16 protein-coding genes are annotated in these 23,926 nt (G+C 71.0%); 4 read left to right on the forward strand and 12 right to left on the reverse strand.

Annotation, left to right across the window (positions count from 1 at the left end; translation table 11 throughout):
- Positions 1-4: 4 nt before the first annotated feature.
- From ACFUPX_RS06835 to hrcA, 8 genes are all read right to left on the reverse strand, one after another.
- The gene (locus tag ACFUPX_RS06835) at positions 5-358 is read right to left on the reverse strand and encodes a histidine triad nucleotide-binding protein (protein ID WP_383317170.1); all 354 of its coding nucleotides are present in this window, start codon (positions 356-358) and stop codon (positions 5-7) included.
- A gap of 486 nt (positions 359-844) precedes the next feature.
- Positions 845-4,075, reverse strand: a complete 3,231-nt coding sequence (locus ACFUPX_RS06840; RefSeq protein WP_383317173.1) for a S41 family peptidase — start codon at positions 4,073-4,075, stop codon at positions 845-847.
- Positions 4,076-4,120: 45 nt separating this feature from the next.
- Positions 4,121-4,702 carry a hypothetical protein gene (locus ACFUPX_RS06845; RefSeq protein WP_383317175.1) on the reverse strand — a complete coding sequence of 194 codons (582 nt, stop codon included), beginning with the start codon at positions 4,700-4,702 and terminating at the stop codon, positions 4,121-4,123.
- 176 nt (positions 4,703-4,878) lie between these two features.
- A complete protein-coding gene (locus tag ACFUPX_RS06850; protein WP_383317177.1) occupies positions 4,879-5,271 on the reverse strand; it encodes a VOC family protein in 393 nt (130 codons plus the stop codon).
- A 27-nt stretch (positions 5,272-5,298) separates the two neighbouring features.
- Positions 5,299-6,057, reverse strand: coding sequence for a 16S rRNA (uracil(1498)-N(3))-methyltransferase (locus ACFUPX_RS06855; protein WP_383317179.1), 759 nt, complete (start codon positions 6,055-6,057; stop codon positions 5,299-5,301).
- Complete coding sequence (locus tag ACFUPX_RS06860) at positions 6,054-7,151, reverse strand: nitronate monooxygenase (protein WP_383317182.1); 1,098 nt, start codon at positions 7,149-7,151, stop codon at positions 6,054-6,056. Before ACFUPX_RS06860 ends, ACFUPX_RS06855 begins: the two co-directional genes overlap by 4 nt.
- Positions 7,152-7,333: 182 nt before the next feature.
- Positions 7,334-8,470 carry a molecular chaperone DnaJ gene (gene dnaJ / locus ACFUPX_RS06865; RefSeq protein ID WP_361828118.1) on the reverse strand — a complete coding sequence of 379 codons (1,137 nt, stop codon included), beginning with the start codon at positions 8,468-8,470 and terminating at the stop codon, positions 7,334-7,336.
- On the reverse strand, positions 8,471-9,487 hold the full coding sequence (gene hrcA / locus ACFUPX_RS06870; RefSeq protein ID WP_383317187.1) for a heat-inducible transcriptional repressor HrcA: 1,017 nt from the start codon (positions 9,485-9,487) through the stop codon (positions 8,471-8,473).
- 199 nt (positions 9,488-9,686) lie between these two features.
- Here hrcA and ACFUPX_RS06875 point away from each other — a divergent pair, with 199 nt between their 5' ends.
- Together ACFUPX_RS06875 and ACFUPX_RS06880 are read left to right on the forward strand one after the other, a co-directional pair.
- Positions 9,687-10,430, forward strand: coding sequence for an MBL fold metallo-hydrolase (locus ACFUPX_RS06875; RefSeq protein ID WP_383317191.1), 744 nt, complete (start codon positions 9,687-9,689; stop codon positions 10,428-10,430).
- Positions 10,431-10,464: 34 nt separating this feature from the next.
- A complete protein-coding gene (locus ACFUPX_RS06880; RefSeq protein ID WP_383317194.1) occupies positions 10,465-11,289 on the forward strand; it encodes a DUF3097 domain-containing protein in 825 nt (274 codons plus the stop codon).
- 201 nt (positions 11,290-11,490) lie between these two features.
- On the opposite strand, the gene hemW is transcribed toward ACFUPX_RS06880, so the two are convergent.
- Both hemW and ACFUPX_RS06890 read right to left on the reverse strand, forming a co-directional pair.
- Positions 11,491-12,723, reverse strand: a complete 1,233-nt coding sequence (gene hemW / locus ACFUPX_RS06885) for a radical SAM family heme chaperone HemW (protein ID WP_383317197.1) — start codon at positions 12,721-12,723, stop codon at positions 11,491-11,493.
- Positions 12,724-12,786: 63 nt separating this feature from the next.
- Complete coding sequence (locus ACFUPX_RS06890; RefSeq protein WP_383317201.1) at positions 12,787-14,709, reverse strand: SpoIIE family protein phosphatase; 1,923 nt, start codon at positions 14,707-14,709, stop codon at positions 12,787-12,789.
- Between the two features lie 270 nt (positions 14,710-14,979).
- On the opposite strand from ACFUPX_RS06890, the gene ACFUPX_RS06895 reads away from it, so the two are divergent.
- The gene (locus tag ACFUPX_RS06895; protein WP_383317508.1) at positions 14,980-19,077 is read left to right on the forward strand and encodes a HAMP domain-containing protein; all 4,098 of its coding nucleotides are present in this window, start codon (positions 14,980-14,982) and stop codon (positions 19,075-19,077) included.
- A gap of 12 nt (positions 19,078-19,089) precedes the next feature.
- Complete coding sequence (locus tag ACFUPX_RS06900) at positions 19,090-19,674, forward strand: two-component system response regulator (RefSeq protein WP_383317205.1); 585 nt, start codon at positions 19,090-19,092, stop codon at positions 19,672-19,674.
- 42 nt (positions 19,675-19,716) lie between these two features.
- On the opposite strand, the gene ACFUPX_RS06905 is transcribed toward ACFUPX_RS06900, so the two are convergent.
- Both ACFUPX_RS06905 and lepA read right to left on the reverse strand, forming a co-directional pair.
- Positions 19,717-21,606, reverse strand: coding sequence for an AMP-dependent synthetase/ligase (locus ACFUPX_RS06905; RefSeq protein ID WP_383317208.1), 1,890 nt, complete (start codon positions 21,604-21,606; stop codon positions 19,717-19,719).
- 218 nt (positions 21,607-21,824) lie between these two features.
- Positions 21,825-23,702: a translation elongation factor 4 gene (lepA, locus tag ACFUPX_RS06910; protein WP_383317213.1), complete on the reverse strand. Its 1,878-nt coding sequence runs from the start codon at positions 23,700-23,702 to the stop codon at positions 21,825-21,827.
- Positions 23,703-23,926: the final 224 nt, after the last annotated feature.

A 23,926-nucleotide genomic window follows, 5' to 3' on the forward strand; every position in this document is an offset into this window, starting at 1 on the left:
CCCGTTATCCGGGAGGCCACTGGAGGCCGCGTCCGCCCAGGACGTGGGCGTGCGCGTGGAAGACGGTCTGGCCCGCGCCGGAGCCCGTGTTGAAGACGATGCGGTAGCTCTCCGCCTTCTCCTCCAGGGCGACCTCGCCGGCCTCGCGCAGGACGTCGGCGGCGATGGTGGGTTCGGCGGCGGCGAGGGAGGCGGCGTCCGGGTAGTGCGCCTTGGGGATGATCAGGACGTGGCTCGGGGCCTGCGGGTTGATGTCCCGGAAGGCCACGGTCGTCTCTGTCTCCCGGACGACGGTCGCGGGTACGTCACCCGCGACGATCTTGCAGAACAAGCAGTCTGCCTGCGGTTCTCCCGCCATGTTTCGCCTCCGCCTCTCGCAGTTTCACTGTGCCCCCCGCATGCTATCCGGGCTGCGCCCACGCCTGGCCCCCTCCTCGGCCCCCGGCGGCGCGCGCCCTCCGGACAGGCCTCTCCCACCCACCCGCCCGTTCACCCCGCATCCGCCCCTGCACGAACAGGCCTTTCCCGCCCACCCGCCCGATTGCCCCGCATCCGCCCCCGGACGAACGAGCTTTCCCACCCGCCCACCCGGTACCCCGCAGTCGGGAGCGCTCGTGAGGGGACGTGCCGGTATTTCCGCCCGGAGCACGGTTCGCGGCACTCCCCAGCCGAAGTAGCAGAGCGGCCACCGGACGATGGCGAGGACGGACATACCGGCGCGGCACCGCCCCACCAACGGACCAGCACCGCACGCCCGCAGTCGAAACCGAACCCGAGGGGACGTGCCGGTATGTCCGCCCGGAGCACGGTTCGCGGCGCGGCACCGCACCGCCCCACCGCGACCTCAGGCCCCCGGCAACTCCGGCGCCGTCTTGGGAGGCGTCGTCTCCAGGGACGTCAGGGCCAGGCGGATCGCCTCGTCCAGTTGCGGGTCCCGGCCCGCCGCGTAGTCCTCCGGGGTCGTCACCACCTCCACGTCCGGGTCCACCCCGTAGTTCTCGACGCCCCACCCATACCCCTCCAGCCAGTACGCGTACTTCGGCTGCGTCACCAGCGTCCCGTCCACCAAGCGGTACCGGCTGTCGATGCCGATCACCCCGCCCCACGTCCGCGTCCCCACCACGGGCCCGATCCCCAACGCCTTGATCGCCGCGTTCACGATGTCCCCGTCGGATCCGGAGAACTCGTTGGCGACGGCGACGACGGGCCCGCGCGGCGCGTCCGCCGGGTAGCTGTAGGGCTGCGAACCCCGCGGCAGGTCCCAGCCCACGATCTTGCGGGCCAGCTTCTCCACCACCAGTTGCGACGTGTGCCCGCCACGGTTCTCACGGACGTCCACCACGAGCCCGTCCCGAGCCACCTCCACCCGCAGGTCCCGGTGGATCTGCGCCCACCCGGGCGCCTGCATGTCCGGCACGTGCAGATACCCCAGCCGCCCCCCGGAAGCCCCGTGGACGTACGCACGCCGGTCCGCCACCCACGCGTGGTAGCGCAACGGCTCCTCGTCGTCGACCGGGATCACCACCGCGTGGCGCGGATCGCCCCCGCCCGCGGGCGACACCGTCAGCTCCACCGGCTTGCCCGCCGTACCCACGAGCAGCGGCCCGGGACCCGCCACCGGATCGACAGGACGCCCCGCCACGGCCAGCAGCGCGTCACCGGCCCGCACCGCGACCCCGGGCGCGGCAAGCGGCGACCGGGCGGCGGGGTCCGACGTCTCGGAGGGCAGGATCCGGTCGATCCGCCACGCACCGTCCGCGCCCCGCGAGACGTCCGCCCCGAGCAGCCCCTGCCGCACCGCCGAACTCCCCCAGGCCCCGCCCCCCATGACGTACGCGTGCGACGTCCCGAGCTCCCCCGCGACCTCCCACAGCAGGTCCACGAGGTCGTCGTGCGTGGCCACCCGGTCAAGGACCGGCCGGTAGCGGTCGAGCACCCCGTCCCAGTCGACACCCCCCAGGTCGGGCCGCCAGAAGTTGTCCCGCATCAGCCGCCCGGCCTCGTCGTACATCTGCCGCCACTCGGCGGCCGGATCGACGGTCTGGCGGACCCGTGTGAGGTCGACGGTGATGTTCGAGTCGGAGGTCTCGTCGCCGGAGGCCCGCCGGTCGCTCGGCACGACCTTCAGCTTTCCGTCGGCCCACAGCAGCACCCGCTTGCCGTCACCGCTGACGGCGAAGTGGTCGGCGTCCGAGGCCAGTTCCTCGATGCGCTGCTGCACGAGGTCGTAGCGTTCGAGCTCGGTCCGCGGATCGGGGTCCGACGGGGTGGCACGGGACGCGCCGAGGACGCCCCGCACGGGGTGCCGCAGCCACAGGACGCCGTCCTTGGCGGCCCGCAGGGTCGAGTAGCGGGCCGCCTCGACGGGGAACGGCACGATGCGGTCCGCGAGCCCGTCGAGGTCGATGCGGGTGACGGGCGAGCCCTCGCTGTCGGGGGTCTCGTCCTTGTCGGGCGCCTCGAAGGGCCGCCCGTGCCGCTGCGGCCCGAAGGGCGAGGGCGTGGTGGCCGCCAGCGTGATCAGGTACGGCCGCGATCCGCCGACGAAGGCGAGGTCGAAGACGTGCTCGTCGTAGACGGGGTCGAAGGCCCGCGCGGACAGGAACGCCAGGTGCTTGCCGTCCAGGGTGAACGCGGGCGCGTAGTCACGGAACCGCAGCGGCGTCGCCTCGGAGACGGACAGGTCGGCCGTGTTCGCCAGCTTCAGCTGCCGCAGCGGACTCGGCCCCGCGTGCGACCAGGCGAGCCAGGCCGAGTCCGGCGAGAAGACGAGCCCGGTGGCGTCCCCGTGCTCCCCCCGGTCGACCTCGCGCACCTCGCCGCTCTCCCGCTCCACGAGGAGCACCCGCCCGTCGTGCGAGGCGACGGCGGCCCTGCTGCCGTCGGGCGCGACGGCGAGCCCGAGCACCCTGCCCAGCTGCCCGCCGGCGATCCTGCGCGGCGTCGCCCCCGGCGCGAGCCCCGTGGCCGGTGCGAACTGGAGCGCGTCGTCGCCCTCCGCGTCCGTCACCCAGACCACGTGCTCCTCGCCGTCGACGCGGAACGTCCGCGGCAGCCGCGCCCGCACCCCGTGCTCGGCGGCGAGCGCGCGGGCGGGCCCCTCCCGGTGGGTCACCCAGTGCACGCCGCCGCGCACGGAGACGGCGCTGCCCCGGCCCGTGTGGTCGGGCGCGGCGGCGCCGAACCAGCGCGCCGCGGTGACGGGGAACGGCTGGAGGTCGGTGCGCTGACCGCCGAGGCGTACGTCGAGACGGCGTGGCTCCGCCTCCGCCAGATCGTCCAGGACCCAGAGTTCACCGGCCGACGCGTACACGACGCGCACGCCGTCGGTGGCGGCGTGCCGGGCGTAGAAGCCGTCGACACCCGTGTGCCGCCGCAGATCAAAACCGTCGGCCAGCGAGGAGTAGACGGCGCCGACGCCTTCGTGGTCGGAGAGGAAGGCGATGCGCTCTCCCACCCACAGCGGGTACTCGATGTTCCCGTCGAGCTCTTCATGGACGCGTACGAAGCGCTCCTCGCCGCCGTCCTCGTCTTCCCCGCGCCGGATCCAGAGCTTGCCCGCCGTGCCGCCGCGGTACCGCTTCCACCAGGCGGCCTCACGGCCCATCGGGGCGGAGAGCAGCAGGACTTGGCCGTCATCGGGCCCGTGCGCCACGTCGCCCACGATGCCGAACGGCAGCGTGTCCGCGGGCCCGCCGTCCAGCGGAACGGCCCGCGCCCAGCTGCGCCGCAGCGAGGCCTGCCCGGCCGTGCTGATCGCGAGGACCCGCCCGTCCGGGGTCCAGCCGCGCACCGCCGTGCGTGAACTGCCCCAGTGCGTGAGGCGCTTGGATGAGCCGCCGTCGACCGGCGCGACATGCACCTCGGGGGCGCCGTCACGCGTGGACGTCCAGGCGACGGTCGTGCCGTCCGGGGAGATGCGGGGGTGGTTCACGGGCATGTTGTCGGCGCTGACGCGCCATGCCCGGCCGCCGTCGAGAGGAGCGACCCAGACGTCGTCCTCAGCGGTGAAGGCGACCAACTCGCCGTGCAGATGCGGAAACCGAAGATACGCAGGGTGTCCAGTCAGTGTCACCAAGCCAGCCTAGGCAGCCGCGGCGGCCCCGGACAGGGTTTTGGATCACTTGCCCCTGATGCACGAGCAGGTCGGGTCGGGTGTCCGCGGCGGCGGATCGGGCGTGACGGTCACCGTGACCGTCGGTCCGGGCTGCTGGTCCGGCGGCTGGGTCGGCCGGTCGCCGCCGGGGTCGTCGCCGCCGCCGCTCCCGTCGTCGCCCCCGGAACAGTCGCCGAGCACGTCCACCCGGAACCACTCCTTGCCGTCGACCTTGGCGGTCAGATTCCCGCGTACGCAGTGCCCGTCGACGACCGACCACACCTTGCCCTTGACGGTGATGTCGCTGGTGTCGTCCGAGCCCTTGCCCTCGGCCTGCCCCTGGCAGTCGACGGTGGCGACGGCGTCGCGGTCCGGCGAACCGCTGGAGGGGGTGACCCGGCCGGCGAAGCGGGCGGTACAGCTGATCCACAGGACGTCGAGGTGCTGGCTCTCCAGCTCCTTCGTCGCCATCTCGTCCGTGGTGATCGCGATGGCCGCGGCGTTCATGCCCCCGTCGACCGGATCGCACGCGGCGGCCCCGATCACCGCCGCCCCCGCGAACCCGACGGCGTACAGCACCCGTCGGCGCCGTCCGCGTACGTCCACCGCACGATCACGTAAGCGCCTCAAAGCCCCCATAGGCGGCAGAGTGCCACTGCGAGCCGCCTGACGGTAGTCCCCTTTGCGTCCACTCCGGGCGCGGCTTGTCGCCGTACGGCCAGAAGTGGCTCAACCGCTACGAGCCTTGAGCCGTCCGCCCGTCCGCCGAAGCGGCGGCACCCTCAGCCCCGCAGCAGCAGCCACTCCTGCAGCTCCACCAAGTTCCCCTCCGGGTCCTTGAGATGGGCGACCCGCATACGGCCGGTCAGCGGGGCCGGGCCCTGCGCGATGGTCCCGCCCCGCTCGACGATCTTCTCGCAGTACGCGTCGAGGTCGTCGACCCGCAGTACCACCAGTGAGCGGTGTCCGGTCGCCGACTCCTCCAGTTCGTCGAGGAGTTGGGCCATCATCGAACGGTCCTGGAGCGCGATGCCCGCGGAGCCGGTCGACGGACTGAATTTCTCGTACGGTCCGTCCACCGCCCCGGACTGCGGCTTGAGGCCGAGGATTCCGGCGTAGAAGTGATAGCAGGCGCTGAAGTCCGATACGAGCAGCCGCACTTGGGCCAGTTCCACGGCATCCCCCTTACCCGGCGCGGGGGTTCAGGACCAGCGGCCGGTGCGCCCGAGGAGCAGTGCGGCCGCCGCCGTCCCCGCGGTCGACGTACGCAACACGCTACGCCCCAGGCGGTACGGCTTGGCGCCGCTGCCCGCGAACGCCGCGAGCTCGTCCGGGGAAACGCCGCCTTCGGGGCCGACGACGAGGACGATGTGCCCGGCGGCGGGAAGCTCGGCGGTGGCCAGCGGCTCGCTGCCCTCCTCGTGCAGGACGGCGGCGAAGTCGGCCTCGGCGAGCAGCGCGGCGACCTGCTTGGTGGACGCGGCCTCCGCGACCTCGGGGAAGCGCACCCGGCGGGACTGCTTGCCCGCCTCGCGCGCCGTGGCACGCCACTTGCCGAGTGCCTTGAGCCCGCGCTCGCCCTTCCACTGCGTGATGCAGCGCGACGCGGACCAGGGCACGATCGCGTCGACGCCGGTCTCCGTCATGGTCTCGACGGCGAGTTCGCCGCGGTCGCCCTTGGGCAGCGCCTGCACGACGGTGATCCGGGGCTCCTGGGGCGTCTCTTCCCGTACGGAGTCCATCCGCAGGATCAGCCGGTCCTTGCCCTCGGTGTCCAGGACCACGCAGTCGGCCCAGCGCCCGGCCCCGTCGGTCAGGACGACGTCCTCACCGGCGTGCAGCCGCTTCACGGAGACGGCGTGGCGCCCTTCGGGACCGTCGAGCACGTAGCGTCCCGCGCCGCCCGCGGCGGTCTTCTCGAAGGTCTCGAAGGTCTCGACGACGAAGACGGGTGCGGTCACGCCTGGCTCCCGGGCTGGGTCCCCTGCTGTCCTTCGGCCGCCAGCGCGGCCTTGGCGTCGGCCAGTTCGGCCGCGAGGACCTCCACGAGCTGCCCGGCGGGAAGCTCCCGCGACATGCGGTGTCCCTGGCCCGCCCACAGCGCCATGCCCTGCGCGTCACCGGCCTTGGCGGCGGCCTTGCGCAGGCCGCTGGTGAGGTGGTGGATCTGGGGATAGGCGGCGGGGGCGTACGGACCGTGCTCGCGCATGAAGCGGTTGACCAGGCCCCGCGCGGGGCGGCCGGAGAAGGCGCGGGTCAGTTCGGTGCGGGTGAACAGCGGGTTGGTCATGGCCTGCTTGTGCAGGACGTTCGCGCCCGACTCGGGGCAGACCAGGAAGGCCGTGCCGAGCTGCGCGGCGTCGGCGCCCGCCGCGAGCACCGCGGCGATCTGCGAGCCGCGCATCAGGCCGCCCGCCGCGACGATCGGGATCTGCACGGTGTCGCGCACCTGCGCGATGAGCGAGAGGAGGCCGAGCCCGGCGCCGTCCGTCTCGGGGTTGTCGCGGTGCGTGCCCTGGTGGCCGCCCGCCTCGATGCCCTGCACGCACACGGCGTCGGCGCCGGACCACTGGGCGGTCTGCGCCTCTTCGGGCGTGGTGACCGTCGCCACGGTGATCGTGCCGACCCGGGCGAAGGCGTCGAAGACGTCGCGGGTGGGGCATCCGAAGGTGAACGACACCAGCGGCACCGGGTCCTCGACGAGGATCGCGAGCTTGGCGTCGTAGCCGTCGTCACGGCCGCTGTCCGGGTCGCCGAGCTGCGTCTCGTACCAGGCGGCCTCACCGGCGAGCTGGTTGCGGTAGACGTCGACGGCGGCGGCGTCCGCGTACTCGGGCTGCGGCATGAAGAGGTTCACGCCGAACGGGCGGCTCGTGAGCCCCCGCAGCTGTTTGATCTCCTGGTACATCCCGTCGGCGGTTTTGTACCCGGCTGCGAGATATCCGAGCCCCCCTGCCTCGGAGACGGCCGCGGCGAGCTGGGGGCACGAGGCGCCGCCCGCCATGGGGGCCTGCACGATCGGTAGGCGGCAGAGATCGGTCAGTGCGGTGGACATGAACGCATCGTGCCATGCCCTGGGCGGGGGGCCGAATCGCGCCTCGCGAGGGCCCTCGGGGCCCCGTGAGGGGGCGCGGGGAACCGCGCGAGCAACCACCGGCGACCGGCGGACGAAGACGGCAGAGCGCCCCCGGCGCGGGTATCCGCTGCCGGGGGCGCAAAGAGGCACTGCTCAAGGCGCTACCGCCCGTTGAACGCGTCCTTCAGACGCGAGAACAGACCCTGCTGTCCCGGCTGGAACTGCCCCGTGGGCCGCTCCTCGCCGCGCAGCACCGCGAGCTCCCGCAGGACCCGCTCCTGCTCCGCGTCCAGCTTGCTCGGCGTGAGGACCTCGACGTGCACGATGAGGTCGCCTCGCCCGCCGCCCCGCAGGTGCGTGATGCCCCTGCCGTGCAGCGGAACCGACTGGCCGGACTGCGTGCCCGGACGGATGTCGACCTCTTCCAGGCCGTCCAGCGTCTCCAGGGGCACCTTCGTGCCCAGGGCCGCTGCCGTCATCGGGATGGTGACCGTGCAGTGCAGATCGTCCCCGCGCCGCTGGAACACGGCGTGCGGCAGCTCGTGGATCTCCACGTACAGGTCGCCGGCGGGGCCGCCGCCGGGGCCGACCTCGCCTTCGCCCGCGAGCTGGATCCGCGTGCCGTTGTCGACACCCGCGGGGATCTTCACGGTGAGCGTCCGCCGCGACCGGATGCGGCCGTCGCCGGCGCACTCCGGGCAGGGGGTGGGCACGACCGTGCCGAAACCCTGGCACTGCGGGCACGGGCGCGACGTCATGACCTGACCGAGGAAGGACCGCGTGACCTGCGACACCTCGCCGCGACCGCGGCACATGTCACACGTTTGAGCGGATGTCCCCGGCGCGGCACCTTCACCGCTGCAGGTCGTACAGACGACCGCCGTGTCGACCTGTATGTCCTTGGTGGTCCCGAAGGCCGCCTCGTCCAGGTCGATCTCGAGCCGGATCATGGCGTCCTGGCCGCGGCGCGTGCGCGACCGGGGGCCACGCTGCGACGCCGTACCGAAGAACGCGTCCATGATGTCCGAGAAGTTGCCGAAGCCACCGGCTCCGAAACCGCCCGCACCGCCGCCGCCCGCCTGGGACAGCGGGTCGCCGCCGAGGTCGTAGACCTGCTTCTTCTGCGGGTCCGACAACACCTCGTACGCGGCGTTGATCTCCTTGAAGCGCTCCTGAGTCTTCGGATCCGGATTCACGTCCGGGTGAAGCTCACGGGCCAGCCTTCTGAAGGCCTTCTTGATTTCGTCCTGGGAAGCGTCGCGGCGCACGCCTAGTACGGCGTAGTAGTCCGTGGCCACTTACGACTCCGCCAGGATCTGTCCGACGTAACGTGCCACTGCGCGTACTGCTCCCATCGTTCCCGGATAGTCCATGCGGGTCGGGCCGACCACGCCGAGTTTGGCTACTGCCTCGCTGCCCGAACCGTAGCCGACGGAGACCACGGACGTGGAGCTGAGTCCCTCATGGGCGTTCTCGTGACCGATCCGTACGGTCATGCCCGAATCTGTGGCCTCGCCAAGCAACTTGAGCAGAACGACCTGCTCCTCAAGAGCCTCCAGGACGGGCCTGATGGTGAGGGGAAAGTCATGTCCGAAGCGGGTGAGATTGGCCGTTCCGCCGATCATCAGCCGCTCCTCGGTCTCCTCGACCAAGGTTTCGAGGAGTGTGGAGAGCACCGTCGCGACCGTGCCCCGGTCCTCCGCGTCGAAGGACTCCGTCATGTCCTGCACCAGCTGCGGCACGTCCGCGAAGCGGCGGCCCGCGACCCGGCTGTTGAGCCGCGCCCGCAGATCCGCCACCGAGGTCTCGCCGAACGGGGCGGGACAGTCGATCATGCGCTGCTCGACCCGGCCGGTGTCCGTGATCAGTACGAGCATCAGGCGGGCGGGGGCCAGCGAGAGCAGCTCCACGTGCCGCACCGTCGAACGCGTGAGGGACGGATACTGCACGACCGCGACCTGCCGGGTCAGCTGCGCGAGCAGCCGCACCGTGCGGGCCACGACGTCGTCGAGGTCGACGGCGCCGTCGAGGAAGTTCTGGATGGCCCTGCGCTCCGGCGCCGCCATCGGCTTGACGCCGGCGAGCCGGTCGACGAAGAGGCGGTACCCCTTGTCCGTCGGGATGCGCCCCGCGCTCGTATGAGGCTGGGCGATGAACCCTTCCTCCTCAAGCGCCGCCATGTCGTTGCGGACGGTGGCCGGTGAGACCCCGAGGCTGTGCCGCTCGGTGAGCGCCTTGGAGCCGACGGGCTCCTCGGTGCCGACATAGTCGTGGACGATGGCGCGCAGCACCTCGAGCCTGCGTTCATTGAGCATCCGCGCACACCTCCACCTTTTGCCCTGAATCCTGTCTGCCTGATGTCTCGCCTGGCACTCACCTGGGGCGAGTGCCAGCCTCCACCGCGCCCAGTGTACGGCCGTGAGGTACGGCCCCGGCAAGGGCCGGACCTCCCATGTCGGTCCGAGGGGCGGGGCAGCGGCTGCCAAGCCGCCCGTGCGGGGCTAGCGTCGGCTTATGGACGTGGCACTGGCATGGGACGCGGCGGGTTGGGAGCGGCTCGCGCCGCACGTGGGGCGGCGGCGCCTGCCGGTCTGGGACTGTACGGCGGGCCTGGTCGTCGGCGGCGAATCGGCGCTGATGATCGAGGCGGGGGCGACCCTGCGCGAGGGGGCCGAGCTGCGCACCCAGGCGCGCGGCATCCTCGGCGGAGGGCGGCGGGTCACCCACCTCGCCCTGACGCACCCGCACTTCGACCACGTCCTGGGCGCCGCGGCGTTCGCGGGCGTGGAGGTGTACGGCGCCGTGGGCCTCGACGCGCTCCTGGCGAGGGGCCGCGACGAGCTGCGCGACGACGCCGTCCGGCACGGGGTCGCCCCGGACGCGGCGGCGGAGGCCGCCGATCTGCTCGTCCGCCCGCACCACTCGGTGTGCGGGGAGTGGACGCTCGATCTGGGCGGCGGGGTGCAGGTCCTGCTCGCGAACGTGGGCCCCGGGCACTCGGGCCACGACCTGGCGGTCCTGGTCCCCGGCACGGACGGCTCTCCGGAGATCGTCTTCTGCGGGGACCTGGTCGAGGAGTCGGGCGAACCGCAGGCGGGCCCGGACTCGGTCCCCGCGCGGTGGCCCGCGGCGCTCGACCGGCTCCTCGAACTCGGCGGGGAGGACGCGCTGTACGTGCCGGGGCACGGTGCGGTGGTGGATGCGGCTTTTGTTCGTGCGCAACGCGCCACACTGGCGGCCCGCTTCGGCGTGTCGTAGCCGGTCGTACGCCCCTTCTCCTATCGTCATCCAAATGCGCCAGTACTCCGCAGACCTCACCCCGCCGTGGAAGAAGCCGAAGCCCGTGCCGGAGGTCGCCGCGGAGGTGGACCTCGTGGTGGAGGAGCTCGGCTCCGGTTTCTGCGGGGCGGTGATCCGCTGCGAGAAGACGGCGCAGGGTCCGACGGTGACGCTGGAGGACCGCTTCGGCAAGCACCGCGTCTTCCCGATGACTCCCGGGGGCTTCGCCCTGGAGGGCAGGACGGTCACGCTCGTCCGCCCGTCGGCCGCCGCTCCTCCGGTACGTCCCACGCGTACCGCGTCGGGTTCGGTGGCCGTGCCGGGAGCGCGGGCCCGGGTCGCCCGCGCCGGGCGGATCTACGTCGAGGGCAGGCACGACGCGGAGCTCGTGGAGCGGGTGTGGGGCGACGACCTGCGGATCGAGGGCGTCGTCGTCGAGTATCTGGAGGGCATCGACGACCTCCCGGCGATCGTCGCGGAGTTCTCCCCCGGCCCCGACGCGCGGCTCGGCGTCCTGGTGGACCACTTGGTGCCGGGCTCCAAGGAGTCGAGGATCGCGGCGCAGGTGGGTTCCGCTTCGGCGCTGGTGGTGGGGCATCCCTATATCGACGTGTGGGAGGCGGTGAAGCCGTCGTCGGTGGGCATCGAGGCGTGGCCCCGCGTCCCGCGCGGCCAGGACTGGAAGACGGGCGTCTGCGAGGCGCTGGGCTGGCCCCCGAACACGGGGGCCGCGTGGCAGCGGATCCTGGGCTCGGTGCGCAGCTACCGGGATCTGGAGCCGGAGCTCCTCGGCCGCGTGGAGGAACTGATCGACTTCGTCACGGCATCCGGGTCCTAGCCCACCGCTTCGCGGCGGATCTTTCCCGCCCACCCACCCGATTGCCCCGCAGCTGCCCACCCGGACCGGGCAGCCATATCCAGCCGTCCGGCGTTTGAGGACCGGGGTCTGGGGCGGAGCCCCAGTTTCGGGAAGGGGCGGGATTGGGGAGAGCCCCGCAGGGCCCGCCCGAACCCCAGCCGACCCGCCCCCCCCAGCCGCTCAGTCCACCAGGTCCCGCACCACCGCATCCGCCAGCAACCGCCCCCGCAGCGTAAGAACCGCCCGCCCCTCCCCGTAGGGCCCCGCCTCAAGCAGCCCGTCGGCGAGCGCTCGCCCCGCGGCGTCAAGCCCCGCGGGCCGCAGCAGGGTCAGCGGGCACCCCTCGAGCAGCCGCAGCTCCAGCAGGATCCGCTCCACCCGCCGGTCCTCCGCGGCGAGGATCTCCCGTCCGGCCCCCGGCGAGCGCCCGGCGGCCAGCGCCCCCGCGTACGCCCCGGGATGCTTGACGTTCCACCACCGCACGCCCCCGACATGGCTGTGGGCCCCCGGCCCGGCCCCCCACCAGTCGGCACCCCGCCAGTACAGCTCGTTGTGCAGGCACCGCCCGGCCTCGGACGTGGCCCAGTTGGACACCTCGTACCAGGAGAATCCCGCGGCCCCGAGGACCTCGTCGGCGATCAGGTACCGGTCCGCGTGGACGTCGTCGTCCGTCATGGGCACCTCGCCGCGCCGGATGCGCCGCGCCAGCTGCGTGCCCTCCTCGACGATCAGCGCGTAGGCACTGACGTGGTCGGGGCCCGCGCCGATCGCCGCGTCGAGGGTGGCCCGCCAGTCGTCGTCGCTCTCCCCCGGCGTCCCGTAGATGAGGTCCAGGTTGACGTGCTCGAAGCCCGCCGCCCGCGCCTCCGCCACGCACTGCTCGGGCCGGCCGGGCGTGTGCGTACGGTCGAGCACCTTCAGTACGTGCTGCTTCGCGCTCTGCATCCCGAAGGAGACCCGGTTGAAGCCACCGGCCCGCAGCTCGCTCAGGTAGGCCGGATCGACGGACTCGGGGTTCGCCTCCGTGGTGATCTCGGCGTCGTCCGCGAGCCCGAACTCCTCCCGGACAGCGCCCAGCATGCGGACGAGGTCGGCCGCGGGCAGCAGTGTCGGCGTACCGCCCCCGACGAAGACGGTCCGTACGGGGCGCGGATCGTCCCCCAGGACCTTGCGTGCCGTGCGCACCTCGTCGATCAGGGTGTCCGCGTAGTTGTCGCGTGAGGCGAGCACGCCGCCGGAGCCGCGCAGCTCGGTCGCCGTGTAGGTGTTGAAGTCGCAGTAGCCGCAGCGCGTGGCGCAGTACGGGACGTGGAGGTAGAAGCCGAGCGGACGGGCCCCCGCTCCCTGCAGGGCGGACGCGGGCAGCGCGCCGTCCTCGGGCATGGGCTCACCATCGGGCAGTGCGGAAGGCATACCTTCGATTGTCCCGCACCGCGGAGGAAGCCGACGCCGCGCACGAGGCCGCGCTAGAAGCCGCTACTGCGCCTGCAGCACGAGCACCGCCAGATCGTCGTCCGGCGGCCGCTCCGAGAACGCGTGCACCATCCTCTTGATCCGTTCCGCCACCAGGTTCGCGTCGAGCCCCGCACAGCTCGCGAACGCCGCCGCGAGGCCGTCGGCGTCGTCGAACATGTGCCGTCCGGCGCGACGCTCCGTCACCCCGTCGGTGACGCAGAGGAGTGTGTCGCCGGTCCGCAGCTCGAAGGTCTCGCTCATGTACGTCGCGTCGTCGACGACCCCGAGCAGGAGCTGGGGCTCGGCTGCCGACCGGACTTTCCCGTCGGGCGAGAGCAGCAGCGGCAGGGGGTGTCCGGCGCTCGCGATCGTGCAGCGGACGCCGCCGTCGTCCATGGGCACCAGCTCTCCGTAGAGGAGGGAGAGGAAGCGGGACGTGGCGCCGTCGGGCGGCAGGCCCTGGCCGCCCGCGACGGCGACCACCGCCGCCGCCGCGTCCGCCGCCTCCGTCGCGTCGTCCAGGAGGAGCTGGTTGAGGCGGTCGAGCACCTCCGCGACCTCGTATCCCTCGCGGGCGAGCAGCCGCAGCCACGGGCGGGCGAGGCCGATCACGACGGCCGCCTCGACCCCCTTGCCCTGTACGTCGCCGAGCGCGAAGCACCAGCGGCCCTTGCCCGCCTGGAACACGTCGTAGAAGTCGCCGCCGGGGCCGCCCTTGTCGCGCGGCTCGTACACCACGCTGCTGTGCATGCCGGGGATCTCCGCGACGGAGCTCGGCAGCAGGCCGCGCTGGAGGACCTGGCTGATGGTGGCCTGGCGCTGATAGCGCCGTGCGGCACTGATGGCGAGGGCGACGCGGCGGCTGAAGTCCTCGATGAGGCCCGTGACTTCGTCCGCGAAGCGCATCATCCCGGCCCGCCCGATGACGAGGGTGCCCAGCGCGCGCCCGCCCGCCATGAGGCGGTACGCCAGGGCCGTGCCCGTCGCGTCGCCGGCCGGTCCCTCGCCGGGCCAGGGCACGGGGACGGCGCCGGAGCCGACGGCTTCGGGCAGCAGGGGCGGGTCCTTCTCCAGGCTGCGGCGCAGTTCGTCTATGCGCAGTTCGCTGGTGTGCCAGACGCGGGCCAGCCGGGTTCCCGGCGATCCGTTCCCGGCGCCGCGCGGTGCCACCTCCGGCTCGTCGTCGAGCCACACCGCGCACCAGTCCGCGAGCCGGGGCACGAGCAACTGCCCGGCGAGGGCGGCCACCAGGTCCTCGTCGAACTGACCGGCGAGCAGGTCGGAGGCCTCGGCGAGGAAGGTGAGCGCGCCCCGGTTGACCCACTCCGTGTCGTGCGTGACGCGTCTGGGCAGCGGCGCGAGGATCTCGGCGGTGCGCAGCCCGCGCTGCATCGCCTGTTCGCTCGCGTACGGCTCCGTCTCCTGGACGGCCTGCCCGCCGCCCACGGGGAGGCGTGCCCAGACGGCCTTGGTGCCGGTGCGGTAGGTGATGCCCCAGGAGTCGGAGAGGGTCGCGACGAGCTGCAGACCGCGGCCGTACTCGGGGGTGCCGGGCGGCTGGGGTGTGGGCTCGCTGCGGACCGCGCGGGCGGGGTGGTGGTCGGACACCTCGATGACCAGGGTGTCGCAACTCTCCCCCAGTCCCGCCTCGTCGAGCCGGCACACCAGCTCGACCGTCGTGCCCGCGTGCACGACGGCGTTCGTGACCAGTTCGCTGACCAGCAGCACGGCGTCGTCCGCGAGACGGTCGGTGATGCCCGCGGCCGCGGGCACCTCGAGCTCCGTCCAGTCGGCGAGCGCCGCCCGCACGAACCTGCGCGCGGCGGCGGGCGCCATCGGGTTTCCCGGCAGCGATGTGCACACCACCGCCGGCGGGCCGGGCTGGTACCCCGGCTGGGCGGACGCACGGAAAGTGGTCTCCCGTTGCATCGGAATGGACCCCACGTTTCGGCTCCTGAGCAGTTCGGTCGAATACGCCTCAGGCGACACCGACAGAGTGACAGACTGGCCATGCCCATAAGCACCGAGTTACTGAAGTGGGCCGTTATGAGTGAGAACAGTGCTATGCCCGCGCTCGGTCATGGTCGGATTCCGGCCCCGAAACGAGCTCCGAAACCAGCTCCGCGCTCCGGGTCGGCTCCCGACCCGGCACCAAAGGTCACCCCGGAGACCACCGCGGAAGCCAACACCGACCTGCGCGTCCTGCTGGCCGCCATGCGGGCGGCTCGTGACGGGGACTTCACCAAGATCCCGGTGGCCGGCGACGGCCTGGTCGCCGAGTTGCACACGGTGTTCAACGAGATGCTCGACCGCTCCCTCCACTTCGACGGTGAACTCGCCCGCGTACGGCGCGAGATCATCCGCCACGGCCACCTCGACGAGCGGTTCTCCGCGAGCCCCGGGCAGGGCAGCTGGGCCACTCGTGTGGTGGACGCCAACTCGCTGCTCGACTCCCTGGTCGCCCCGGCGGCCAACGCGACGCGCGTACTGAACGCGGTCGCGGGCGGTGACCTCACCCAGCGCGTGGACCTGCACGACGGCACCCGTGAGCTGCGGGGCGACCTGCGGCGGCTGGGCCGCGCGGTCAACACGATGGTCGACCAGCTCTCGCTCTTCACGGGCGAGGTCACCCGGGTCGCCCGTGAGGTGGGCACGGAGGGGCGGCTCGGCGGCCGTGCCAAGGTGCGGGGTCTCTCGGGCAGTTGGCGTGACGTGACGGAGGCCGTCAACACGATGGCGGCGCGGCTCACCGCCCAGGTGCGTGACATCGCCCTGGTGACGACGGCGGTGGCGCAGGGCGACCTGACACGGACGGTGACGGTCGAGGCGACGGGCGAGCTGCTCGAACTGAAGCTGACCGTCAACACGATGGTCGAGCAGCTCTCGGCGTTCGCGGCCGAGGTGACCCGCGTGGCCCGCGAGGTCGGCACGGAAGGGCAGTTGGGCGGCAGGGCGCAGGCGCGCGGTGTCTCGGGGGTCTGGAAGGACCTGACGGACAACGTCAACTTCATGGCGTCGAACCTCACCTCTCAGGTGAGGAACATCGCCCAGGTCACCACGGCCGTCGCCAACGGAGACCTGAGCCAGAAGATCACCGTCGACGCCCGGGGCGAGATCCTGGAGCTGAAGTCGACGGTCAACACGATGGTGGACCAGCTCTCGGCCTTCGCCGACGAGGTCACCCGCGTCGCCCGCGAGGTGGGTACGGAAGGCAACCTGGGCGGTCGCGCTCAGGTGCGTGGGGTGTCGGGGGTCTGGAAGGACCTCACGGACAACGTCAACTTCATGGCGGACAACCTCACCTCCCAGGTGCGCAACATCGCCCTCGTGTCGACGGCCGTCGCGCAGGGCGACCTCGGCAAGAAGATCACGGTCGAGGCGAAGGGCGAGATCCTCGAACTGAAGTCGACCATCAACACGATGGTGGACCAGCTCTCGGCCTTCGCCGACGAGGTCACCCGCGTCGCCCGCGAGGTCGGCACGGAAGGCAACCTCGGCGGTCAGGCCCAGGTGCGTGGGGTGTCCGGCGTATGGAAGGACCTCACCGACAACGTCAACTTCATGGCGCTGAACCTCACCTCCCAGGTGAGGAACATCGCCCAGGTCACCACGGCCGTCGCCAACGGCGACCTGTCCAAGATGATCACGGTGACGGCGCGCGGCGAGATCCTGGAGCTGAAGGACACCGTCAACACGATGGTGGAGCAGCTGCGTGCCTTCGCCGACGAGGTGACCCGCGTGGCCCGCGAGGTCGGCACGGACGGCCGGCTCGGCGGCCGTGCCCAGGTGCTCGGCGTATCGGGCGTCTGGAAGGACCTCACGGACAACGTCAACTACATGGCGGACAACCTCACCGGTCAGGTCCGCAACATCGCGCAGGTCGCGACGGCGGTGGCCCAGGGCGACCTCTCCAAGAAGATCGACGTGGACGCGCGCGGCGAGATCCTGGAGCTGAAGACCACCATCAACACCATGGTGGACACGCTGTCCTCCTTCTCCTCCGAGGTCACCCGCGTGGCCCGCGAGGTCGGCTCCGAGGGCCAGCTCGGCGGCCAGGCGCGGGTCGAGGGCGTCTACGGCACGTGGAAGCGCCTGACGACGAACGTGAACGAACTCGCCCTGAACCTCACCACGCAGGTCCGCGCGATCGCCGAGGTCGCGTCGGCGGTGGCGCAGGGCGACATGACCCGCTCCATCACCGTCGAGACGCGGGGCGAGGTCTCCGAGCTCAAGAACAACATCAACGTCATGGTCTCCAACCTCCGTGAGACCACCCGCGCCAAGGACTGGCTGGAGTCGAACCTCGCCCGTCTCGCGGGTCTGATGCAGGGCCACCGCGACCTGATGGAGGTCGCCGACCTGATCCTGCGCGAGCTGACCCCGCTGGTGAACGCGCAGTACGGCGCCTTCTTCCTGGCCGACCCGGATGCCGGCGAGGCGACGACGCTGCAGACTCCCCCGGTCAAGGGGCTCGCCTTCATCGCCGGGTACGGCTCCGCGCAGGGCTCGGTCGTCGACACGGGCGCGATGCCCGCGCACGGTCTGGTGCGCCAGGCGGCCCTGGAGAAGAAGCGCATCCTCGTCGACGAGGTGCCGCCCGACTACATCAAGATCACGTCGGGGCTCGGGGACGCCGTCCCCGCCAGCCTGGTGATCATCCCGATCCTCTTCGAGGACAAGCTCCTCGGCGTGATCGAGCTGGCCACGTTCTCGCGCTTCTCGGACGTGCACCTCGCGTTCTTCGACCAGTTCGTGAGCACCATCGGCGTCGCGATCAACACGATCATCGCCAACTCCCGTACGGAATCACTGCTCAGCGAGTCCCAGCGGCTCGCCACGCAGCTGCAGGACCGCTCGGACGAACTCCAGCTCCAGCAGGCGGAGTTGCAGCGCTCGAACGCGGAGCTGGAGGAGAAGGCGGCGCTGCTCGCCACGTCCTCGCAGTACAAGTCCGAGTTCCTCGCGAACATGTCGCACGAGCTGCGCACCCCGCTGAACTCCCTGCTCATCCTGGCCCGGCTGCTCTCCGACAACCCCGACAGCCATCTCTCGGACCAGGAGGTGCAGTTCGCGACCACGATCCACCGCTCCGGGTCCGATCTCCTCCAGCTCATCAACGACATCCTCGACCTGTCGAAGATCGAGGCGGGCCGGATGGACGTACGGCCCAAGAAGCTCCCCCTCATCAAGGTCCTCGACTACGTGCACGCGACGTTCCGTCCGCTCACCCTCGACCGCGGGCTCGCCTTCGAGGTGTCGGTCGGCGAGGACGTGCCGCGCGAGATGTTCTCGGACGAGCAGCGGCTCCAGCAGATCCTGCGCAACCTCCTGTCGAACGCGGTCAAGTTCACCGCGAGCGGCCGGGTCGAGCTGCGGGTGAGCCGGGTCAAGAACACCGGCGAGCGGCGGCTGCACGACGGCGGCGACCGGCTCTGCTTCGCCGTCACGGACACCGGCATCGGCATCCCCGCCGATCAGCTGCCCGCCATCTTCGAGGCGTTCCAGCAGGCGGACGGCACCACCAACCGCAAGTACGGCGGCACCGGCCTCGGCCTCTCCATCAGCCGCGAGATCGCCGGGCTCCTCGGCGGCCGCATCACCGCGGAGAGCAGCCCCGGGCAGGGCTCCACCTTCACGCTGTACGTCCCCGTGGTGCACCCCGGCCACGGCCCCGCGGCGGCGGCGTACGCGGCGACGAGGTCCCTCACGACGCCGGAGCCGCACGACGAGCGGGTCACGATGACCCCGCACACCTTCCACGAACAGAACGACAGCTGGCCGACACCGACCAAGCTGGAGGAGTACCGCGAGGGGCCGGCGGGCCGCATATTGCGGGGGCGTCGCGTCCTGATCGTGGACGACGACATCCGCAACGTCTTCGCGCTCACCCATGTGCTGAGCCGCGTGGGCATGCCCGTCCTCTACGCGGAGAACGGCCGCGAAGGCATCGAGACCCTGGAGCGCAACCCCGACACCGATCTCATCCTGATGGACATCATGATGCCGGAGATGGACGGCTACGAAACCATCACCGCGATCCGCCGCTCCCCGCGCTGGACCGGCCTTCCCATCATCGCGCTGACCGCCAAGGCCATGCCGGGCGATCGCGAGAAGGCCATCGAGCAGGGCGCCAACGATTACGTACCCAAACCCGTGGACGTGGACCAGCTGCTCACCGTCGCCTGCGCCCTCCTGGCCCCTGAGGGCGACAGCCCGGCAGAGCACGACACCTCCACCGCAGAAGAGAACACCGTTGCTCCGGAACCGGCAGGCACTCACGGGGAGTCCGCCGTTCCGCCGACGACCGAGTGAGGCACTGTCACCATGAGCACTGAGGTCATGACCGACAATCGCGCGAGCATCCTCCTTGTCGATGACATGGAGGACAATCTGATGGCTCTCGAAGCCGTCCTGGGGTCACTCAACGAACCGCTGGTACGCGCCCGTTCGGGCGAGGAGGCGATGAAGGCGCTGCTGAGGCAACGATTCGCCGTGATCCTTCTGGACGTACGCATGCCGGGGATGGACGGGTTCGAGACCGCGTCGAACATCAAGCGGCTCGACCAGACCAAGGACGTGCCCATCATCTTCCTGACGGGCACCGACAACGACGCGGGCTACGCCTTCCGCGGTTATGCGACGGGCGCCGCGGACTACCTCACCAAGCCGTTCGACCCGTGGGTGCTGCGCGCCAAGGTCACCGTCTTCCTCGAACTGCACAGAAAGAACCAGCAGTTGGAGAAGATCCTGGCGCGCGAGCAGCAGCAGTTCGACGATCTGGCGGTCCGCCTCTCGGCGATCGAGGCGCACATGGCCGCCAGCAGCCTGGGGGACGTGCTCGAACTGCGCCACCACGTGACGCACATGGAGGAGCTGGTGCGGGAGATGCGGCGCGGGCGGAGCGCCTGACGCTGCGCGCCCGACGTCCCGCCCGCGTGCGGTGCCCGAGGCTCAGGCCTCGCGCGATCCCGCGTACATCTCGTCGATCAGGTGCTGGTACTCGCGCTCGACGACCGGGCGCTTCAGCTTCAGGCTGGGCGTCAGTTCGCCGTGCTCGATGTCCAGGTCGCGGGGAAGCAGCTTGAACTTCTTGACGGTCTGCCAGCGCTGGAGGCCTTCGTTGAGCTGCTTCACGTAGCCCTCGACGAGCGCGACCGTCGCCGGGGCGGCGACCACGTCCGCGTAGCTCTTGCCGTCGAGGCCGTTGTCCTTGGCCCAGGCCAGGATGGCCGGCTCGTCGAGCGCGATCAGGGCGGTGCAGAAGTTCCGGTCGGCGCCGTGCACGAGGATGTTCGAGACGTACGGGCAGACGGCCTTGAACTGGCCCTCGACCTCGGCGGGCGCGATGTACTTGCCGCCGGACGTCTTGATCAGGTCCTTCTTGCGGTCGGTGATCCGCAGGTAGCCGTCCGCGGAGAGCTCGCCGATGTCCCCGGTGTGGAACCACCCGTCGGACTCCAGGACCTCGGCGGTCTTCGCTTCGAGGCCGTGGTAGCCCTCCATGATGCCGGGGCCGCGCAGCAGGATCTCGCCGTCGTCCGCGATCCGGACCTCCGTGCCGGGCAGCGGCTTGCCGACCGTGCCGGTGCGGTAGGCCTCGCCGGGGTTGACGAAGGAGGCCGCGGAGGACTCGGTGAGGCCGTAGCCCTCCAGGATGTGGATGCCCGCGCCGGCGAAGAAGTAGCCGATGTCGGGTGCCAGCGCGGCCGAACCGGAGACGGCGGCGCGCAGCCGGCCGCCGAAGGCCTCGCGCAGCTTGGAGTAGACGAGCGCGTCGGCGACCTTGTGCTTGGCGCCGAGGCCGAAGGGCACCGAGGCGTTTCCGGTCCTGCGGAAGTTGTCCTGGCTGACCTTCGCGTACTCGCGGGAGACCTCGGCCGCCCACAGGAAGATCTTGTACTTGGCGCCGCCACCGGCCCGCGCCTTGGCCGCGACCCCGTTGTAGACCTTCTCGAAGATGCGCGGCACGGCGGCCATGTACGTCGGCTGCACCACCGGGAGGTTCTCGATGATCTTGTCGACGCGGCCGTCGACCGCGGTGACGTGCCCGAGCTCGATCTGCCCGGAGGTCAGCACCTTGCCGAAGACGTGCGCGAGGGGCAGCCAGAGGTACTGCACGTCGTCCGGGCCCAGGAGGCCGGTCGACGCGATGGCCTTCGCCATGTACGACCAGTTGTCCTGCGGCAGGCGCACGCCCTTGGGCTTACCCGTGGTGCCGGAGGTGTAGATGATCGTGGCGAGCTGGTCCTTGGTGATCGCCGCGATCCGCTCCTTGACGGCCTCGGGGTTCTTCTCCAGGTGGGCGGCGCCGCGCGCCTCCAGGTCGGCGAGGGTGAGCACCCAGCCGTCGGGGTCGCCCTCGACAGGTCCGGCGCCCTCGGCGTCGATCACCACGACATGCCGGAGCTCGGGCAGCTCGGCGCGCTTCTCGCGCGCCTTGGCGAGCTGCGCCGCGTCCTCGGCGATCAGGACCCGGCTGCTGGAGTCGGAGAGGATGTAGGTGGACTCCTCGGCGTTGGTCTGCGGATACACCGTGGTGGTGGCCGCGCCCGCGCAGAGGATGCCGAGGTCGGCGAGGATCCACTCGACCCGGGTGGACGAGGCGAGCGCCACCCGGTCCTCGGGGGCGAGGCCGAGCTCGATGAGGCCCGCGGCGATGGCGTAGACGCGCTCGGCGGCCTGCCCCCAGCTCAGCGACTTCCATTCGTCGGGGCCATCGCCCGAGGTTGATGGCACGGGATAGCGGTAGGCCTCGGCATCGGGCGTGGCCGCCACCCGCTCCAGGAAGAGATGCGCCACGGAGGGCGGACGGTTCTCGATCAAGGTCTGTGTGTCGCTCACGACATCCTCCGGACCCGCGACATGGCGGCGACTGGCTGGCGGCTGCTGGTCTTGTTTAACTTGCGAGTAACCTACGAGCAGTGATCAGAGTAGAGCGCTGAGGCCCGCCGCGTAAGGGGCTTCTGCCTGTCACTTCATACAAGAACGGGTCCGCCGCGCAAGAGCGCGACGGACCCGCTGAGCTGCCTCCGTGAACCCCGTGCCGGACGGGGCCAGAGTTACTTCTTCGCCTTGCCAGGACCGCTGTCGTCGCTGGAGAGCACCGCGATGAAGGCTTCCTGCGGCACCTCGACGGAGCCGACCATCTTCATGCGCTTCTTGCCCTCCTTCTGCTTCTCGAGCAGCTTGCGCTTACGGGAGATGTCTCCTCCGTAGCACTTGGCGAGCACGTCCTTGCGGATGGCGCGGATGGTCTCGCGGGAGATGACCCGGGAGCCGATGGCGGCCTGGACGGGGATCTCGAAGGCCTGGCGCGGGATGAGCTCCCGCAGCTTGGCCACGAGGCGTACGCCGTACGCGTACGCGGCGTCCTTGTGGGTGACGGCGGAGAACGCGTCGACCCGGTCGCCGTGCAGCAGGATGTCGACCTTCACCAGGTCGGCGGACTGCTCGCCGGTGGGCTCGTAGTCCAGGGACGCGTAACCACGGGTCTTGGACTTCAGCTGGTCGAAGAAGTCGAAGACGATCTCGGCGAGGGGGAGGGTGTAGCGGATCTCCACCCGGTCCTCGGAGAGGTAGTCCATGCCGAGGAGGGTGCCGCGGCGGGTCTGGCAGAGCTCCATGATCGAGCCGATGAACTCGCTGGGCGCGAGGATCGTGGCGCGTACGACGGGCTCGAAGACCTTGTCGATCTTGCCCTCGGGGAACTCGCTCGGGTTGGTGACCGTGTGCTCGGCGCCGTCCTCCATGTCCACGCGGTAGACCACGTTGGGGGCGGTGGCGATCAGGTCGAGGCCGAACTCGCGCTCCAGGCGCTCACGGATCACGTCGAGGTGCAGCAGGCCCAGGAAGCCGACGCGGAAGCCGAAGCCGAGCGCGGCGGAGGTCTCCGGCTCGTAGACGAGAGCGGCGTCGTTGAGCTGCAGCTTGTCCAGGGCCTCGCGCAGGTCGGGGTACTCCGAGCCGTCCAGCGGATAGAGACCCGAGAACACCATCGGCTTGGGGTCCTTGTAACCGCCCAGAGCCTCGGTCGCGCCCTTGTGCAGGGAGGTGATCGTGTCACCGACCTTGGACTGACGGACGTCCTTCACGCCGGTGATGATGTAGCCCACCTCGCCGACGCCGATGCCGTCGGCCGGGGTCATCTCGGGGGAGGAGACACCGATCTCGAGGAGCTCGTGGGTGGCGCCGGTGGACATCATCCGGATCCGCTCACGCTTGTTGAGCTGGCCGTCGACCACACGGACGTACGTCACGACGCCCCGGTAGGAGTCGTACACCGAGTCGAAGATCATCGCGCGCGCGGGCGCGTCGGCGACGCCGACCGGCGGCGGGACCTCGGCGACGACCTTGTCCAGCAGCGCCTCGACGCCCATGCCGGTCTTCGCGGAGACCTTCAGCACGTCGTCGGGGTCGCAGCCGATGAGGTTGGCGAGCTCCTCGGAGAACTTCTCCGGCTGGGCGGCCGGCAGGTCGATCTTGTTGAGCACCGGAACGATCTTGAGGTCGTTCTCCATCGCCAGGTAGAGGTTGGCGAGAGTCTGCGCCTCGATGCCCTGCGCGGCATCGACGAGGAGGACCGTGCCCTCACAGGCCGCGAGAGAGCGGGACACCTCGTACGTGAAGTCCACGTGACCCGGGGTGTCGATCATGTTGAGGATATGGGTCTTGGTCTGCTCGGCGCCCGGGCCCTCCGTGGGGGCCCAGGGCAGACGCACCGCCTGGGACTTGATCGTGATGCCGCGCTCACGCTCGATGTCCATGCGGTCGAGGTACTGGGCGCGCATCTGCCGCTGGTCGACCACACCGGTCAGCTGGAGCATGCGGTCGGCGAGCGTGGACTTGCCGTGGTCGATGTGCGCGATGATGCAGAAATTACGGATCAGAGCCGGGTCGGTACGGCTCGGCTCGGGCACATTTTTAGGGGTCGCGGGCACGCAGGGTCCTGTCTCTTGAGGCGCCTGTCGCCTCGGGTCGGATCTATACGTAGGTTCCATGGTCCCACGGGTGGGGCAGTGGCCCCGGATCGGGCAGGTCAGGGCGGGGGGAGCGGCCCGGAGAGGCCCGGATTGGGTCGGCGATGGGGCTGCTGGTAATCTGGGCAGCTGTGTCTCCTGGACCTATGGGCCCCACCGGCCCTTCGGTCCTGAGGCGCGTGTCA

The sequence above is a fragment of the Streptomyces sp. NPDC057302 genome, from assembly GCF_042667685.1.
In the GTDB taxonomy this organism is placed as follows: Bacteria; Actinomycetota; Actinomycetes; order Streptomycetales; family Streptomycetaceae; genus Streptomyces.

Excerpts from the sequence above, each read along its gene's own strand:
- ACFUPX_RS06835 (WP_383317170.1), bottom strand. The coding sequence starts at position 358 with ATGGCGGGAGAACCGCAGGCAGACTGCTTGTTCTGCAAGATCGTCGCG.
- ACFUPX_RS06860 (WP_383317182.1), bottom strand. The coding sequence starts at position 7,151 with ATGTCCACCGCACTGACCGATCTCTGCCGCCTACCGATCGTGCAGGCC.
- hrcA (WP_383317187.1), bottom strand. The coding sequence starts at position 9,487 with ATGCTCAATGAACGCAGGCTCGAGGTGCTGCGCGCCATCGTCCACGAC.
- ACFUPX_RS06875 (WP_383317191.1), top strand. The coding sequence starts at position 9,687 with ATGGACGTGGCACTGGCATGGGACGCGGCGGGTTGGGAGCGGCTCGCG.
- ACFUPX_RS06880 (WP_383317194.1), top strand. The coding sequence starts at position 10,465 with ATGCGCCAGTACTCCGCAGACCTCACCCCGCCGTGGAAGAAGCCGAAG.
- hemW (WP_383317197.1), bottom strand. The coding sequence starts at position 12,723 with ATGCCTTCCGCACTGCCCGATGGTGAGCCCATGCCCGAGGACGGCGCG.
- ACFUPX_RS06895 (WP_383317508.1), top strand. The coding sequence starts at position 14,980 with ATGCGGGCGGCTCGTGACGGGGACTTCACCAAGATCCCGGTGGCCGGC.
- ACFUPX_RS06900 (WP_383317205.1), top strand. The coding sequence starts at position 19,090 with ATGAGCACTGAGGTCATGACCGACAATCGCGCGAGCATCCTCCTTGTC.